The sequence below is a fragment of the Chitinophaga flava genome (assembly GCF_003308995.1).
Classification (GTDB): domain Bacteria; phylum Bacteroidota; class Bacteroidia; order Chitinophagales; family Chitinophagaceae; genus Chitinophaga; species Chitinophaga flava.
The window spans coordinates 1,007,435-1,024,508 of sequence record NZ_QFFJ01000002.1; the positions used below are offsets into that span (position 1 = coordinate 1,007,435).

Here is a 17,074-nt window from a genome sequence, read left to right on the forward strand (position 1 = left end):
TACCTTATTTGTGGATCTGTTTACCTCACCGGGCCTGGCCCCGATACTTTCTCCAATTTCAAAAAGGCAATTATGAAAACAATGACCATCGAAGAAAAGTGTATAGACACCATTCGTTGCCTGGCAATGGATGCGGTACAGAAAGCCAACTCAGGGCATCCGGGTACGCCTATGGCGCTGGCACCGGCAGCTTTTGTACTATGGACAGAGCACCTGCGTTTTAATCCGCAGCATCCCGGATGGCTGAACCGCGACCGTTTTGTGTTGTCTAATGGCCACGCTTCGATGCTACAATATGCGGTATTACATCTCACCGGATATGATATATCCCTCGACGACCTGAAGCAATTCCGGCAATGGGGCAGTAATACTCCCGGACACCCGGAATACCGGCTGACACCAGGTATTGAAACCACCACAGGGCCGCTGGGACAGGGTATCATGACTGCCGTAGGTATGGCCATGGCAGAAGCACACCTGGCCGCGCTCTTTAACCGCGACGATGCAAAAATCATTGATCACTACACCTATGTTTTCTGTAGCGATGGAGACCTGATGGAAGGTGCTTCCCATGAAGCTGCCTCCATAGCCGGACACCAGGGATTAGGTAAGCTAATATGTTTGTATGATAACAACCATATCACGATAGAAGGGAACACATCCCTGACTTATTCCGATGATGTGGCCAAACGGTTTGAGGCTTACCACTGGCATGTACAGGACCTGGGCGACAATGCCAACGACCTGAAGGCCATCTCGGCAGCCTTCGAAGCAGCCAGGGCAGTGACAGACAAACCCTCTATGATCCTGTTGCGTAGCCATATCGGTTATGGTTCTCCTCACAAACAGGACACACCGGAAGCACATGGGTCTCCGCTGGGAGCGGATGAGATACGCCTTACCAAGGCTTTCTATGGATGGCCGGAGGATCAGGATTTTCTGGTGCCGGAAGATGTAAAAGCATATATGGGCAAGGCTGTTAATAAAGGAAAGGACACCGAACAGGCCTGGAATGCACTGCTACAGGAATACAAAACGAAATACCCCGACCTGTATCAGCAGCTGGAGCAGTTTATTACGCAGAAACTGCCTGCAGGCTGGGACCATGATGTACCGGTTTATAAACCCGAAGACGGCCCAAAAGCCACGAGGGAAATATCTTCTGCCTTTCTGAATGCAGTGGCCTCCAAAGTGCCCTGGTTGATAGGTGGCAGCGGAGACCTGGAGCCTTCTACCTTAACGCTGATCAAGTCTTCAGGGTATTTTGAAAAAGGGAATTATGCTAACCGGAATATTGCCTGGGGCATCCGTGAACATGTAATGTGTGCGGCCACCTCTGGTCTTCAGTTACATGGTGGTGTACGGGCATATGCTGCCACTTTTTTCATTTTTACAGACTATGCCCGTCCGGCCATCCGGCTGGCCTGTATTATGGAGCTGCCGGTGATTTATGTGATGACGCACGACAGTATCGGGCTGGGAGAAGATGGAACTACTCACCAGCCGGTGGAGCACCTGGCCTCTTTGCGGGCGATGCCGCATATGTGCGTGATCCGTCCGGGCGATGCCAATGAGGCTGCATGGGCCTGGCGTACAGCTATCACCCGTACAGGCGGCCCTACCATGCTGGTGCTTACCCGGCAGAAACTGCCGATAGCAGACAGAAGTCAGCTGGCGCCGGCCAGCGGATTACAGCAGGGCGCTTATATCCTGGCGAAAGAGAATGGTGACATGCCGGATATTATTTTGATCGCTACCGGCTCGGAAGTGTCACTGGTGCTGGAAGCCCGGGAACGGCTACAGCAGGAAGGTATCGATGCCAGGGTGGTGAGCATGCCCAGCTGGGAGCTGTTCAGGGAGCAGTCCGAAGATTACCGGCAACAGGTGTTGCCACCGGCGGTGAAAGCCAGGCTTGCAGTAGAGGCCGGGTCTCCTGAGGGCTGGGAACAATGGCTGGGAGAGAAGGGCACGATGATCGGTATTAGCCATTTTGGCTCCAGCGCACCGGCCAAAGAACTGTTTAAACATTATGGTTTTACGGTGGAAAATATACTGGACAAAGCCACTAAACTGGTAAAACATGAGAAAGCTCATCGTATTTGACCTCGACGGCACCCTCGCGGTAAGTAAGTCGCCTATCGATACGGAAATGGGGGCCCTGTTGGGGGGCCTGATAGAGACCGTACGTGTGGCGATCATCTCCGGCGGAAAATGGGAACAATTCGAAAAACAGGTAATCCGTTTGTTGCCCCAGGGTATACCACTATCCCGGCTTTTTATACTGCCTACCTGTGGTACACAGTTCTATCATTACAAACAGCAATGGGAACTGCTCTATGCAGAGAATTTTTCATCTTCAGAAAGGGAAAAAATTCTCCGCTCACTGAATACCGCCATTGCAGAGGCGGGGTTTACCATCACACAAACCTGGGGCGATCAGATAGAAGACCGCGGCAGTCAGATTACCTGGTCTGCACTCGGACAGGAAGCTCCCGTAGATGCCAAAAAAAACTGGGATCCTGACTTTTCCAAACGTAAGAAAATCCAGGCCCTGCTTGATAAATTGATTCCCGGATTTGCGGTGAACCTGGGCGGAATGACTTCCGTGGATATAACCAAAGATGGAATCGATAAAGGATATGGTATCCGTAAACTGAGGGATACGCTGGGCATAGCGATAGAAGAAATGTTGTTTGTGGGAGATGCCTTGTTTGAAGGAGGTAATGATTATCCTGCGAAAGAGGCCGGGGCACTGAGTATAGCAGTAAGAGATCCTGATGAAACCAAAAGGGTAATTGAAACAGCGCTGGCCTGTTTACATGCTTAACAAATCGCCGTTTGTAAAATTAGTAGTTTGCATTTAATGGTATAGTTGTAGCTTTACCGGATCAACCGGTATTAACCAAAATTTACTGGTGTCATTAAACTATTCTTTTTACAACACAAAACCTTATGAAAAGCAAATTACGTTTAGTCGTTGCCGTGGCGACGTTTTTTATGTGTCCGTTCGTGGTAAAGGCTCAGGTTGATCTCGGTATTAAAGCAGGTTTGAGTATCCCTAATTTAACTTCCGGTAATTCTTCCAATCCTATTAACAGTGGTTACAGCTCCAGACTGGGCCTCGATGCAGGTGTTCATGCTGAATTTCATCTTACCAAACGTTTTTCTATCCAGCCTGAACTGAGATACTCTTCTCAGGGTGGTAAAAAAGACAAAGGCCAGGCATTTCCTCCTACACCGGAATTGGCAGCAGGATTTCAGGCTCAGGGCATACCGGTACCTCAGTATGTATACGCTGACTACAAAAGCGTAGCTAAATTCAACTACCTGATGATTCCTGTGCTGGCCAAATATCACTTTGGATTCAGCCCTAAATGGGATCTTTATGTAGCTGCCGGTCCGTTCGTAAGTTTCCTGCTGAATGGAAAACAGGAGATGAGCGGTACCAGCCCTATTTTCCTGGACCCTGCACACACACAGCCGGTGACTCCTCCACAGGATTTTAACAGAACCCAGGATATTAAAAATGACCTGAAAAAGGCCAACTGGGGTATCGACGGTCATATCGGTCTGGCTTACCACCTCAACAGCAGAAGTGCGATCTTCGTTGAAGGTGGTGGTAACTACGGTTTCGTGAAAATCCAGAAAGACAAAACCAACGGTGAAAACAACACCGGCGCTGGTGTGGTAGTACTGGGTTACTCTTTCCGTATCTGCGATAAGAAAAAATAACTGCTCACGCTAGCAGATTAAATGAAACGATTATAATCGTTACACTAATGCATACCAGAGACAGGAGGAAGATGTAATCTGCAGCTTCCTCCAGTTTCTCACTCCTCCTTCGTTGTTTCGACCGCATCGACAGAAAAGACAGTATACAGCTTCCCATCAGCAATATCGCAGCAACCCCCGTAGAGTCATCGATAATCGTTACCTGGTTAAAATGTGCCACTTTAATAGATGTCAGCACAATCAGACAAAAGCCCAACAGATTGGTGGAAGTATTGAGAATATGTGGTGATTTGTTGCTCTCATTTGCCATAAGCCATCGTTTCAGAAGGTCAATTTAAATAATCAATCCTGCCGAAAAAAGTTAAAATACAATTACCCCGGATCAAAATTGAATTAACAAGCAGAATAACTGCCTGCAGGCATACGGATAGCCAATAATAATATTATCTTTCGAGTCATGTAAAACAGTAGAGCATATGAAATATATGATTACCTGTCTGCTGACCGTGGTAGTAGCTACCAGTGGTTTTTCGCAGGAGCAGTCATTAAAATTATGGTATACTTCCCCTGCCAGCGCTACCGCCAAAGATGGAACTTCTCCCTGGAAAGATGATCCTGCCTGGTTACAGGCTTTGCCGATTGGTAATGGTAATATCGGCGCCATGGTTTTTGGTGATGTCAACCAGGAGCGGATACAGCTCAATGAAAAAACATTATGGAACGGCAGCCGCGATGACAACGACAATCCGGAAGCTTCCCGCTACCTGCCGGAGATACGCAGCCTGTTGTTTCAGGGCCGGTTTAAGGAAGCTACCGCGCTGACCAATAAAACCCAGATCTGTAAAGGGGCCGGCTCTGGCACCGGTAATGGTTCTAATGTGCCATTCGGTACTTATCAGACGCTGGGCGACCTGCGCATCGATTTCGGTAAAAGCAGCCCCTACGAAGCTTATCAGCGCAGCCTGCAATTGGATGATGCTATTGTCAGGGTCAGCTATCAACAGGAAGGAGTACACTATACCCGTGAATATTTTATCAGCGCGCCAGCCAATGTGATGGCCGTGAAATTTTCTGCCGATAAAAAGGGGGCACTTAGCTTCACCGCCACACTGGACAGACCAGAACGTTTTACCACCAAAGCTGCCAATGGTGAGCTGGTCATGAGTGGTGCACTCAACAACGGCAAAGGTGGTGATGGCATGAAATATATCACCCGGCTACAGGCCCGCCACAAAGGCGGTCAGCTGAAATACAGCGGCAACCAGCTGATTGTAAAAGACGCGGACGAAGTGGTGTTATACCTTGCCGCTTCTACAGATTACCTGCCCAACTATCCCGTATACAAAGGAAGAGATTATGCAGGGCTGACAGCCGCCGCATTAAAAGCGGCTACCGCCATGTCCTATACACAATTAAAGCAGGCGCATGTAAAAGATTACCAGCGGCTGTTTAACCGGGTGTCTTTACAACTGGCTCCCATAGCAGACGATATCCCTACAGATGTCCGTTTGCAAAAAATGAAGGAAACTGGCAACGATAACCACCTGACACAGCTGTACTTCCAGTATGGCCGTTACCTGCTGATATCTTCGGCCAGAAAAAACACGCTGCCGGCTAATCTGCAGGGTATATGGGCCAATAAGGTACTCACCCCGTGGAACGGCGACTATCACACCAATATCAATGTACAGATGAACTATTGGTTGGCTGAAAATACCAACCTGGGAGAACTGCATCTGTCGTTGACCAATTTCATTCAGGGTATAGAGAAACCCGCCGCACATTCTGCCGCTGTACAGTTTGGCGGTTCGGGATGGTGTGTGAACCCTATCGTGAATGTATGGGGCTTTACATCACCAGGTGAAGATCCTTCCTGGGGGCTGACTACCGGTGCCAGTGGCTGGATCTGTGAGCATCTGTGGGAACATTATGCTTTTACGAAGGATACTGCATATCTGCATAAAGTATATCCGACGCTGAGAGAGGCCGCCCGTTTTTACCTGGGCTGGCTGGTAAAAGATCCGTCAACAGGTAAGTTGGTATCCGGACCAGCATCTTCTCCGGAAAATGCCTTCGAAGCACCTGATGGTAGCAATGGTACCATCAGTATGGGCCCTTCGCATGACCAGGAGGTGATACACGAATTGTTTACCAATGTGCTGCAGGCTGCGGGCATCTTACATCAGTCAGATCCCTTGCTGGACAAACTCCGCGAAGCCAAAGCCAATCTGCTGATGCCGCAGATAGGCGCTGATGGCCGTATTATGGAATGGGCACAGCCTTATCCGGAGAAAGAACCCGGGCATCGCCATATGTCGCATTTATATGCGCTCTATCCCGGTTATGCCTTTAACGAGGCCCAGGCCCCGCAATATGTACATGCTGCCCGTAAATCGCTCGAATACCGCCTGCAACACGGTGGCGGACATACCGGCTGGAGTGCGGCATGGTGCACCAATCTGTGGGCCCGGTTAAAAAATGGTCCTGAAGCCTTAAAAACCTTTAACGATATTCTCCTGCACAAATCAGCCGCGAATTTGTTTAACCTGCATCCGCCTTTCCAGATAGACGGTAACTTCGGCGCTACCGCCGGTATCGCTGAAATGCTGTTGCAGAGCCACGAAGGGATGGTGACATTATTGCCCGCCCTGCCACCGGAATGGAAAGACGGCGCTGTAAAAGGACTCTGCGCCCGTGGAGCTTTTGAAGTAAGTATGTCCTGGAAAGATGGAAAGCTGTCTGCCGCTACGCTGCGGGCCCTCAAAGGTGGTGGTTGTCAGGTGCGTTATGGCGACCAGATTGTGGTGATGAACACCGAAGCGGGAAAAGAGTATCCGCTGGACGCACTATTACGATGATGTAGCTATTGGGTTATTTAGACATTTAGTTATTAATCAAATGACTAAATGTCTAAATAACCAAATAACCCAATGTTATTCTTCTTCTCCTTTATTTTTCAGTTTGCCTAACAGTGAATAGGCGCCTTCCACTACAATTTTCTCATTCCGCAGATCTTTTCCACCAGGAAGCAGCTGTACCATTTTATTTTCTTTCAGGCCGGTGTTTACAGGCGTGAAGGTAAAGGTATGGCCATCCTGTGTGGTGAAGATATATTCCTTGCCCATATAGCGTACGACGGCATTTTCGGGCACTGCCAGCGCTTGCTGGTTATCCATCTCGAAAGTAGCGTTGAGGAACATGCCCGGCAGCAGATCGTGGCCGGGTTTTTCGAAGTGGCAGTGGATCAGGCCACTGCGGTTGTCGTTGATGTTTTTGGTGACGAGGATTGTTTCTATTTCATATTCCTGATCCGGTTTTTCTACCAGTGTCACTTTACCTTTTACGCCCTTCCGGAAGGAGGTGATATCTTTTTCAAACACGGTAACGGCTGCATGGATATCTTCCGGGTTGACCAGCTCAAACAACACATCGGAGGGCATTACATAACGGCCGATGTTGACATTGACTTTGGTCACATAACCGTTGATGGGAGAGTAGATGGGTGCTGTGCGGGAGATGCTGCCAACAGTGAGTTTATCCGGATTGATGTTGATGATACGCAGTTTTTCCCCGACAGATTTAAGGGTCACCTGAGCGGTTTTGTATTCATTGAGTACCTGTTGATATTTCTTTTTGCTGATGGCATCTGCTTCGCTGAGGGTCCGTTGTCTTTCCATATCGGCGGAGAGATATTCCATGTTGGCTTTGGCTGTGAGGTAGTCTTGCTGAAGCTGTATGTAGCTCTGATCTTCCATGATACCCAGTACTTCCCCTTTTGATACCTGGCTGCCTGGCAGCAGGCGGGTGCTTTTGAGATAACCGCCTAAAGGAGAACTGATGGAGATCAGGTTCTGCGGAGGTACGTCTACTACGCCGGTGGCTCTCAGGGTGGCGTGCATGTTGATGGTACGGGCAGTGTCGAGTACGATGGCTGCATTTTTCCGCTGCAGGCTGTCGAGTGTCACGATGTTTTCTGCTTCTCCTTTAGTGCTGGCGTTGGTGTTTTCTGTGGCCTGTTTGTTTTTGCAGGCAAATAATAATCCTGTGAAGGCGAGGTATATGAATATCTTCCGCATGCTATTGCTGATTGAATTGTAATAAATATTCCAGTTCTGTTTTCCGGATGTTGAGTTCCTTCAAAACATCGATATACTGGCTTTGCAGGGCGATGGCATTGCTGATGAGGGTACTCCATTCGATGTACCCTATTTCGCCGTTTTTATAGCTGATATTGGCCGTTTGTATGATGATATCTGATTCTTTCAGTGCCGAGCGATGATAGTAGCTGATGGCCTGTTGATATTTCAGATAGTCGTTCCAGTTTTGTTCGAGTTGGTTGTGCAGTTGTTCGGTGGCCAGTGCGGTGGCGGTGGCGGAGCTGGCCTGCATCTGTTGTGCGGCCTTTATCCTGGCTTTCTGCGCAGAAGCGAAGATAGGGATGCCGATACCTACCTGGGCAATGGAAAAACGATGGCCGGGGCCGTAGTAACGTTCTACATTGTTTTTATCCGGTTGCCACCCTACGATGGACTGGTTGGAGTAGCCCAGCATCCAGTCGGGCAGCAGCCTGGCTTTTTCGAGTTGTGTTTTGCTGCTGTTGAGTTGTTGCTGCTGCTGGTATACCTGCAGATAAGGATGTTGCTGCAGTTTAGTACTGTCGAATAAAATGGGGGAGCTACCCAGTGTGTCGGCAGGGTCTATGTCTGACGGTGTTTCATGCAGCAGCATGTTTAGTTGTGCGATGGCCGTTTTCTGATCGGACTGCAACAGTTCCAGCTGCATTTTAGCCTGGTGTTCCTGGTTTTCCAGCGTTGTTTTTTCCAGGAGGTTACTTTCTCCGTTGTCGTAGCGGAGTTTGGCCACTCTGGAGTAGCTGGAAACGATGCTGTCTGTTTTTTGCAACAGTACCTTTTTGGCTTTAAGGAATTGCAGCTGAAGATAGGCCAGCTTTACCAGTCTTGTTATCTCTGTCTGTTGCAGTGTGGTTTGCAGCTTTGCTTGTTGCCATTCCTGCTCATACAGTTGTTTTTGCCGTTTGTATACGGTAGGGAAGGCAAAGCCCTGGGTGAGCGTGAATTTGTTATCAAAAGAATTACTGTTGACATTTCCCAGTTCTGCCATCACCTGTGCTTTAGGCAGGTCGGTGCTGCTGCGGGTGAGCGCCTGATAATAGGCGGCCTGTTGCTGGCTGAGTTTCAGCTGCAGGTTTTGCTGCTGTGCTGTCTGCAGGGCTTGTTGTAAGGTGAGCGGTTTTGTGGTTTGTGCCTGCAGCAGGGAAGGAGCGCCCAGCAATAACAGGAGCATCAGTGCTGCCGGTTTGGGTTTTTTCCATCCTTCTTCAAACAACAGGAAAAGTGCAGGAAGTACTACCAGCGTGAGCAGGGTAGCGGTGATCAGACCTCCGATTACAACGGTGGCCAGCGGTCGTTGTACTTCCGCGCCAGCGCCATTACTGAGGGCCATCGGCAGGAAGCCGAGTGAAGCCACGGTGGCGGTCATCAGTACAGGCCTTAATCTGTCGTGTGTGGCCTGGATGATGATCTGCCGTATGTTTGTCATACCACTGTTTTTTAACTGATTCATTTCTCCGATTAATACAATACCGTTTAATACTGCCACGCCAAACAATGCGATAAAACCTATGCCTGCAGAGATACTGAAAGGCATGCCCCGCATCCACAGTGTGAATACCCCGCCAATAGCGGACAAGGGGATGGCGGAGAATATCAGCAGGCAATATTTTAATTTATGAAAAGCAAAGAACAACATCAGGAATATCAGCAGCAGTGCCACTGGCAGCGCAATACTTAATCTTTTGGTAGCATGTTGAAGGTTTTCGTATTGTCCACCATAGGTGATATAATATCCCGGAGGAAGTTTAAGGTGTTCGCTCACCTTGGTTTGCAACTCCGTCACGATGCTCTGCACATCGCGGCCACGTACGTTAAAACCAACGGTGATTCTGCGGCGGGCATCTTCCCTTTGTATCTGGTAAGGACCATCCTGAATCTCAACGTCGGCCAGAACCTGCAGAGGCACCTGCTGTCCGTTGGGTAGCCCTACCTGGAGGTTATTGATTTCGTTGATATCTTTTTTCTCATTTTCGTTCATGCGTACAACGAGATCATATCTTTTTTCGCCTTCGAATATCAGCCCCGAAGTAGCGCCGGCGTAGGCGGCCTGTATGGTGTTGTTGACATCGGTAACAGAAGCACCGTAACGGGCGATGGCCTCCCGTTTGTAAGATACTACCAGCTGGGGCACACCGGTGACGGTTTCGGTGTAGAGGTCTTTAGCACCCTGTACGGTCCTTACGATGGAGCCAATTTTATCGGCATAGGCAGCAAGGGTATCGAGGTCGTCGCCGAATATTTTACAAACCACATCCTGACGGGCACCAGTCATCAGTTCATTGAAGCGCATCTGAACGGGAAACTGAAAGCCGGTGGTGATACCAGGAATCTCTTCCAGGGCCTTGCTCATTTTGCCGGCCAGCTCAGGGAAACTGGCAGCGCTGGTCCATTCGTGTTTAGGTTTGAGGATCACCATCATGTCGGCAGCTTCCATCGGCATGGGGTCTGTTGGAATTTCACCGGAGCCTATTTTGGTCACTACTTTTTCTACTTCGGGAAACTGGCGTTTCAGTACGCCGGCCGCCTTTTCGGTGGTTTTGATAGTAGTGCTCAGCGAAGTGCCCGGCAGTAGCCGCGTATCTACGGCAAAGTCGCCTTCTTCCAGTTGCGGAATAAATTCCCCGCCCATGTTGGAAAGTACCAGCGCTGCCGCGCCAAATAATACAAAAGCAACGGCTACCACGAGTACGGGTATACGTAGTACCCGCTGTAAAAGCGGGTCGTACAGGCGTTTTATCCGCTCCATCATTTTATCCGCGAAGCTCTCTTTATGACTCAGTTTTTTGTTGAGGAAGAGTGCGCCCATCATCGGTACATAAGTAAGCGACAGCAGGCAGGCGCCGAGGATAGCGAAAGACACGGTTTGTGCCATCGGGCGGAACATCTTGCCTTCAATACCCTGCAGGGAGAGGATAGGCAGATATACGATGAGGATGATCACCTGGCCGAAGGCAGCACTGTTCATCATAGTTTTGGCGGATGATTCCACTTCCTCGTCCATCTGTTCCTGTGTGAGCTGTTTTACGCCGCTGAGGGTAGCGCCTTTGGTGAGTTTGTGCATCACCGCTTCGATGATGATCACGGCGCCATCTACCAGCAGGCCGAAGTCGAGTGCTCCTAGACTCATCAGGTTGCCGCTTACGCCGAAGAGATGCATCAGGATGATGGCAAAGAGCATAGACAGCGGTATCACAGAGGCTACGATCAGGCCGGCGCGGACATTGCCCATGAAGATAACCAGTACCAGGATCACGATCAGGGCGCCTTCCAGCAGGTTACGTTCTACAGTGGAGATGGCGTTGTCTACCATTTTTGTTCTGTCCAGAAATGCTTCTATGGCGATACCTTCCGGTAATGTTTTTTCTATGGCGGCTATTTTATCCTTGATATTGCGGATCACCTTGTTGCTATTTTCCCCTTTCAGCATCATCACTACAGCGCCGGCTACCTCTTGTTGATCATTGAGTACCATGGCACCATAACGTATAGCCGTTCCCGTTTTAACGGTGGCTACATCTCTTATCAATACCGGAATGCCGTTGTTGATCCTTTTGATGGCGATATTGCCGATGTCTTCGAGGTTTTTCACCAGCCCTTCACTGCGGATAAACAATACGCCGGGGCCTTTTTCTATATAGGCGCCGCCGGTGTTCTGGTTGTTTTCCTGAAGGCTGCGGTATACATCGGAGATGGTTACCTGGAAACTCTTGAGTTTCTCGGGGCTGATGGCCACCTCATATTGTTTGACGGTACCGCCAAAGGAGCTGACATCAGCCACCCCTTCGGTGCCCAGCAGCTGACGCCTTACGGTCCAGTCCTGTATGTCGCGCAGGGCGGTGAGATCATATTTGCCTTCATAGCCGGGTTTGGGTTTTACCACATACTGGAAAACCTCTCCCAGACCGGTTGTTACCGGCCCTAGTTCGGGCTCAGCCATACCGGCAGGTATCTGCTGGCGTACCTGTGCCAGCCGTTCGCTTACCTGTTGCCTGGCCCAGTAAACATCTGTCTGGTCATTGAAGACGATGGTCACCAGGCTTAGTCCGAAACGGGAAAAGCTACGTTGTTCGATGATCCCGGGAATATTGCGGGTGGCCAGTTCTATGGGTACGGTGATGAAACGTTCTACGTCGGGAGCGCCCAGGCTGGGCGCAGAAGAGATCACCAGCACCTGGTTGTTGGTGATGTCGGGCACTGCATCAATTGGGAGCTGGGTCACGGAATAACTACCCCAGCCTATCAGTGCCAGTACAAACAAGCCTATGATCAGCTTGTTTTTGATGGAAAAGCGGATAATACTGTTTAACAAAGCGGCAGACTTTAGAAAATAACGAATGGGGAATGATGGGCGGATGGCCTTTTCCCGGGATATACTGCCAGCCCGGGAAAAGGCGGCAATATGCCCGCATCCCCGTTTTTAAACCCGGGGAAAAGGAAAATGTTCATCACTGCCAGGAAAAGATAACGCCTGCAAACATGATGGCTCAATGTTGCATAAATTGTCTTTTCGTGACTACATCATTCTTGGATATCAGGACAGTTGTGCTGATACAGATTTGGGAGGCTGGAAAACGTTGTCGGGTAACCGGTAGGGAGGGGGACCGTCATTGAGAATAAAATAGTCTTCCTCTGGCAGCTCTATCACAGGCGTAAACAGGGTAACCGGCGCCGGTATTACTGTGGGGAGTGTCATGCAGATAATATCCACCGTTTTGAAAGGTAGCTGCATGTCTTGTTGATAATCCTTGTCAAAAGGTTGTTCATCTAAATAGTGCATTTTCAGGAAAGAGGCCAGGGTTATATGGATATTCTCCTGCTTGTGCTTCTTGAAATGCTCCACCAGCAAAGGGAATTTGAGCAACTGGCTGGCTTCTGTACTGCCAAACAGGTACACAAATAATAATAATATTGCAGTGGCCTTTTTCATATATGAATATCGGGGCCAAAGATAATCATATTTCATTATGAAGTCAGATAAAAATCCGAACGGCCGTTGCAATAATATTTACTTTTGTTGCATCATTCCCAGGAATCATCATTTTTCAAAACGCGACAAAAGTTATGACACATCAGGAAAAGCATTTTACCGGATCTGAATTATTACGTGATATCGTTATCGGAATGTCCGACGGCCTTACGGTACCTTTTGCCCTGGCTGCAGGCCTCAGCGGCACTGTGAAGGATGTAAACCTGATCGTTATTGCCGGACTGGCAGAAATAGCGGCCGGTTCCATTGCCATGGGATTGGGCGGTTACCTCGCTGGTAAAACGGAAGTAGACCACTATCAGAGTGAGTTGAAGAGAGAATATGAGGAGATAGAAACCGTGCCGGAAAGAGAAAGGGAGGAAGTGGAAACATTTTTTGCAGAACTGGGCCTGAGCCGGGACTTGCAGCAGAAGGCCGCAGCTGAACTGATAACAGACAAAGACCGCTGGGCCGACTTTATGATGAAATATGAGCTGGGCCTCGAAAAACCGGATGCTGCAAGGGCTACCAAAAGTGCGCTGAACATCGGTGTCTCCTATATCGTTGGCGGACTGATTCCGCTGTCTCCCTATTTCTTTGTGAGCGAAGGGCTTCAGGGCCTTAAAATATCGGCCCTGATCACCATCATCTGCTTATTTATATTTGGCTATTTCAAAAGCCGTATCACCGGACTTAATCCTGTTATGGGCGGAATTCGTGTAGCCGTTATCGGTACTATTGCCGCAGGTTGTGCGTTTGGTATCGCCAGGCTGATTGGCGGATAATCCTGTTATTGTTTACGGAAGGTAACGTAATAACCTGTTCGCAGTTCGTAATCCGGATGTGGATCGATGACCTGTATTTTTATGCTGTGTTTTCCTGCGGGAAGGTTAAGGTTATAGTAGATTTCATCTTTGCGTGTCAGATAATTAGTAGGCATCCTGATGGTATCTGTAAGGTGCCCGTCTATGCTGACGGTAGCGGTGATCACGCGGTCAGGTACTTCTCCTTTTTTGGCGGCATAGCCGCTTAGTACAAAACCATTGCCTTCTATCGTCAGTGTGATCTCATTGTCATTGATGTGAAAATCTTTTTTGCTCACCGGTACCAGACGGGGGAAGCTCTCTTCGAAGGCTACGGGCTCAGGTGATTGCAGTGGAATAACCACCATATTGCCCTGTTCACGTCCTCCGTGGCGTTTGATATTGGCCAGTGCATGACGGTAGCTGATATCATAGGCTTTGTTGAGGGAGATGCTGGTATATTTAAAATTGATATCTTCTGCTCCTGCTAGTCCGTCTTTCCATTTCTGCGGAATTTTTTTATATCCCAGCATAGTGCCTAGTATACCTCCGGCTGTAGATGGGTTGCAGTCTGCATCCTGGCCGGCGCGGGTGGATATCTCCAGTGTTTTTTCATAGTCGCCGTTACCATACAGCAGTCCGAGTATTACATAGGCGCAATTGATGGTGGCATCGATGTTCAGCGGATTAAAAATAGCGTCGGGGCAGCTGAGATCGGATGACCACTTTTTCTGCAGCTCAAACCAGGTCCGGTGCCAGTCGTTAGGATATTGTTGATGCCATTTGATCACATCGCTCATACACTGACGGAACTTGCTCTGTGTCGGAATGACACTTAATGCATTCACGACCACCTGTTTGATATCCGCGGTAATAAATGCCTGAGAGTACATAGCACCCACATATACGCCACCATACCATCCGTTGCCATAGTTCATGATATGACCAATCTTATGACTGATGGCGGAAGCAGCGTTGGGCAGGCCGGGGCTCATGAGCCCTGCATAGTCGGCTTCTATCTGATAGTCGATGCAGTCTGCATGCATATTGTGCTGCCAATGTCCGGAGGCAGGTGCTTTGAGACCATTGAGGATATTATAACGGGCGGCCTGATTGGCATGCCACAGTACATAACCGGCTTGTGCGAAAGCCTGTGCAAAGGAGTCTGCTGGTGCATCGAGGCCGTTGCGTTCCATCACGTCTACAAAGGTGAGGTCCATATAAAGATCATCGTAAAGGCCGGGAAAACTGTCCATCACTTCTTTTACATAACCTTTATGCCATTCGAGTGGCTGATAGTCCTGGATAAAAGTACCGTTGTACCGGAATTCATAAGGGCCGCCAAAAGTAACGCCGATGGTTTGTCCGGCCCATCCGCCTTTAATCTTATCCTGTAATACTTCTTTGGGGAGATGGACCACCGGGCCCGGAGATTGTGCAGTGGTGGCCATAGCAGCTGACAGTGCAGTCATTACCAGCAGCAAAAATGTTTTCATATCGTGTGCAAGTTGTTACAAGAGGATGAATATAGCTTTTAATTCAAAAAAACTATATTCACATCATGAATGATGATGTATCGCTTTTGGAGCGGTTGTCAACGGGCGACCGTCACGCGTTTACGGAGCTGTATCAACGCTATCAACCAAAACTATCCCGCTATCTGTTGCCTTTTACGGGTCATGCCAACGATACTGCTGATGAAATTGTGCAGGACGTATTTGTAAAGTTATGGTTAAAGAGAGAGACACTCGCCGGATTGCAGCGGCTGGAATATTATCTGTACCGGATGGCCCGGAACAGAATGGTGGATATTTTCCGCCATGAAAAAAGCCGGCGTCAGCATGATGCCCGCGCCATGGAAGCAGCAGGGGATATCTACCAGCTGGAAGATGAACTTAAATATCGTGAATATCATCAGCTGGCCCGTGAAGCTATTGCGCTGATGCCGGAAAGAAGAAGACAGATATTTGAACTGAGTACCCAGCGGGACCTCTCCTGGGCTGAAATAGCAGACAATATGAACTTGTCGGTGGCTGTTGTAAAAAAGCAGCTGCACCTGGCCAGCAGGTCTGTGAAGGAATATATAGCTCGTCATGGTGATATTATTCTCTTTCTGTTATTATGTTTTTTATAGGGAGAAAAAAAATTTTTCACCCACCGTCCCCTCCCTTTATTTTCATACGTTTATTTATACAGCAACGCGATGAACGACCACCAGGAATTATTACGCAAGATGGCCGCAGGCACCAGTACGGCGGAAGAAAGAACCGCTTTTCAGGCATGGCTGCAAACCTTGTCTGTACAGGGATACCGCCAGGTGATGATGGATTATGAAGAAATGATAGCCGAACAGGAAAGCGGGAATTATGATCCGGTGTTGCTGGAACGTGTTAATGAACGGATAGACGGGACCGCAACACCTTTGAAGAAATGGCGCAGCGGTTACCGGTACGCAGCGGCAGCTGCGGTATTGCTGGTTGCGATGCTGGCGGTATGGAGATGGATGCTTCCTTCTAAGTCCGTACAGCCACTGGCCCTGAAAACAGTACAGCCGGGCAGTACCCGGGCTACCCTGGTGCTGGGCAACGGACAAACCATTGTCCTCGACAGCCTGCAGTCTGGCTGGCAGGGACAACAAGGCGCTGCACAGGTCACTAAATCAGATAGTGGTCTGCTGTCCTATCGCGTCACAGGTAGTGGGGGAGCAGTGATGTATAATACGCTTACTACCCCACGTGGTGGTTATTTTAAAGTGTTGCTGCCGGATGGCTCACAGGTATGGCTAAACGCTGCTTCTTCGCTGCGGTATCCCAATACCTTCACCGGCAACGAACGGACCATATATCTCACCGGAGAAGCTTATTTCGATATATCATCCAATGTGCAACAGCCCTTTATTGTGAAAACCCGGCATAGTACAGTAGAGGTATTAGGTACCAGTTTTAATGTGATGGCCTATGAAGAAGAGAAGATGGAACAAACAACACTGGTGTCGGGGGCTATAAAGGCCGGCAGTGAAAACGGAATGCTGCTGTTGAAGCCCGGCCAGCAGGCAGTGATGGCAGATGGTGCAGCACAACCACAGCTGCTGTCTGCCAATATAGAAGCCGTGACTGCCTGGAAAAATGGTCAGTTCTTTTTTGAAGATACTGATATACATGCCATCATGCGCCAGGTGGCGCGCTGGTATGATGTGGAAATTGTTTACGAAAATAATCTGTCTGATATCCGGTTATCCGGCGTGGTGTCTCGAAAGGAATACATATCACAATTACTGGAGATACTGGAAGCCACGGGGAAAGTGCATTTCAACATCCAGGGAACAAAGCTTATTGTACATCTACGTAAAAACTAATATTGATAAATCAACAACCAACCAATGTAACATCAACCAATTGTCAACTGGAACAATGAAAGTTTAATTCAGTATCAACCAATCG

General features: G+C 48.9%; 12 protein-coding genes. 7 read left to right on the forward strand and 5 right to left on the reverse strand.

Annotation, left to right across the window (positions count from 1 at the left end; genetic code table 11):
* Positions 1-72 precede the first annotated feature (72 nt).
* From tkt to DF182_RS20520, 3 genes are all read left to right on the forward strand, one after another.
* A complete protein-coding gene (gene tkt, locus DF182_RS20510) occupies positions 73-2,103 on the forward strand; it encodes a transketolase (protein WP_113617677.1) in 2,031 nt (676 codons plus the stop codon).
* Entirely contained in the window at positions 2,081-2,827 is a 747-nt protein-coding gene (locus DF182_RS20515; RefSeq protein ID WP_113617678.1) for an HAD-IIB family hydrolase, read from the forward strand. Before tkt ends, DF182_RS20515 begins: the two co-directional genes overlap by 23 nt.
* 125 nt (positions 2,828-2,952) lie before the next feature.
* A complete protein-coding gene (locus DF182_RS20520; protein WP_113617679.1) occupies positions 2,953-3,732 on the forward strand; it encodes a porin family protein in 780 nt (259 codons plus the stop codon).
* 4 nt (positions 3,733-3,736) lie between these two features.
* Here the strand turns inward: DF182_RS20520 and DF182_RS20525 are convergent, their stop codons facing one another.
* Complete coding sequence (locus DF182_RS20525; protein ID WP_113617680.1) at positions 3,737-4,042, reverse strand: hypothetical protein; 306 nt, start codon at positions 4,040-4,042, stop codon at positions 3,737-3,739.
* Between the two features lie 166 nt (positions 4,043-4,208).
* Here DF182_RS20525 and DF182_RS20530 point away from each other — a divergent pair, with 166 nt between their 5' ends.
* Entirely contained in the window at positions 4,209-6,590 is a 2,382-nt protein-coding gene (locus tag DF182_RS20530; protein WP_211327172.1) for a glycoside hydrolase family 95 protein, read from the forward strand.
* 75 nt (positions 6,591-6,665) lie between these two features.
* Here the strand turns inward: DF182_RS20530 and DF182_RS20535 are convergent, their stop codons facing one another.
* The 3 genes from DF182_RS20535 to DF182_RS20545 all read right to left on the reverse strand — a co-directional run bounded on the left by DF182_RS20535 (position 6,666) and on the right by DF182_RS20545 (position 12,792).
* A complete protein-coding gene (locus DF182_RS20535; protein WP_113617681.1) occupies positions 6,666-7,808 on the reverse strand; it encodes an efflux RND transporter periplasmic adaptor subunit in 1,143 nt (380 codons plus the stop codon).
* Between the two features lies 1 nt (position 7,809).
* Complete coding sequence (locus tag DF182_RS20540) at positions 7,810-12,174, reverse strand: CusA/CzcA family heavy metal efflux RND transporter (RefSeq protein WP_113617682.1); 4,365 nt, start codon at positions 12,172-12,174, stop codon at positions 7,810-7,812.
* Positions 12,175-12,396: 222 nt separating this feature from the next.
* Entirely contained in the window at positions 12,397-12,792 is a 396-nt protein-coding gene (locus tag DF182_RS20545; RefSeq protein ID WP_113617683.1) for a hypothetical protein, read from the reverse strand.
* A 134-nt stretch (positions 12,793-12,926) separates the two neighbouring features.
* On the opposite strand from DF182_RS20545, the gene DF182_RS20550 reads away from it, so the two are divergent.
* Entirely contained in the window at positions 12,927-13,616 is a 690-nt protein-coding gene (locus DF182_RS20550) for a VIT1/CCC1 transporter family protein (protein ID WP_113617684.1), read from the forward strand.
* A gap of 5 nt (positions 13,617-13,621) precedes the next feature.
* Here DF182_RS20550 and DF182_RS20555 read toward each other — a convergent pair whose 3' ends face one another.
* Complete coding sequence (locus tag DF182_RS20555) at positions 13,622-15,130, reverse strand: ADP-ribosylglycohydrolase family protein (RefSeq protein ID WP_113617685.1); 1,509 nt, start codon at positions 15,128-15,130, stop codon at positions 13,622-13,624.
* A 65-nt stretch (positions 15,131-15,195) separates the two neighbouring features.
* Between DF182_RS20555 and DF182_RS20560 the strand changes: the two genes are divergently transcribed.
* On the forward strand, positions 15,196-15,768 hold the full coding sequence (locus tag DF182_RS20560) for an RNA polymerase sigma factor (protein WP_113617686.1): 573 nt from the start codon (positions 15,196-15,198) through the stop codon (positions 15,766-15,768).
* Positions 15,769-15,837: 69 nt separating this feature from the next.
* Entirely contained in the window at positions 15,838-16,989 is a 1,152-nt protein-coding gene (locus DF182_RS20565) for a FecR family protein (protein ID WP_113617687.1), read from the forward strand.
* The last annotated feature ends 85 nt before the right edge of the window (positions 16,990-17,074 follow it).

What these genes read in the sequence shown, in the direction of transcription:
- tkt (WP_113617677.1), top strand. Translation starts at nt 73, where the DNA reads ATGAAAACAATGACCATCGAAGAAAAGTGTATAGACACCATTCGTTGC.
- DF182_RS20515 (WP_113617678.1), top strand. Translation starts at nt 2,081, where the DNA reads ATGAGAAAGCTCATCGTATTTGACCTCGACGGCACCCTCGCGGTAAGT.
- DF182_RS20520 (WP_113617679.1), top strand. Translation starts at nt 2,953, where the DNA reads ATGAAAAGCAAATTACGTTTAGTCGTTGCCGTGGCGACGTTTTTTATG.
- DF182_RS20525 (WP_113617680.1), bottom strand. Translation starts at nt 4,042, where the DNA reads ATGGCAAATGAGAGCAACAAATCACCACATATTCTCAATACTTCCACC.
- DF182_RS20530 (WP_211327172.1), top strand. Translation starts at nt 4,209, where the DNA reads ATGAAATATATGATTACCTGTCTGCTGACCGTGGTAGTAGCTACCAGT.
- DF182_RS20535 (WP_113617681.1), bottom strand. Translation starts at nt 7,808, where the DNA reads ATGCGGAAGATATTCATATACCTCGCCTTCACAGGATTATTATTTGCC.
- DF182_RS20545 (WP_113617683.1), bottom strand. Translation starts at nt 12,792, where the DNA reads ATGAAAAAGGCCACTGCAATATTATTATTATTTGTGTACCTGTTTGGC.
- DF182_RS20550 (WP_113617684.1), top strand. Translation starts at nt 12,927, where the DNA reads ATGACACATCAGGAAAAGCATTTTACCGGATCTGAATTATTACGTGAT.
- DF182_RS20555 (WP_113617685.1), bottom strand. Translation starts at nt 15,130, where the DNA reads ATGAAAACATTTTTGCTGCTGGTAATGACTGCACTGTCAGCTGCTATG.
- DF182_RS20560 (WP_113617686.1), top strand. Translation starts at nt 15,196, where the DNA reads ATGAATGATGATGTATCGCTTTTGGAGCGGTTGTCAACGGGCGACCGT.
- DF182_RS20565 (WP_113617687.1), top strand. Translation starts at nt 15,838, where the DNA reads ATGAACGACCACCAGGAATTATTACGCAAGATGGCCGCAGGCACCAGT.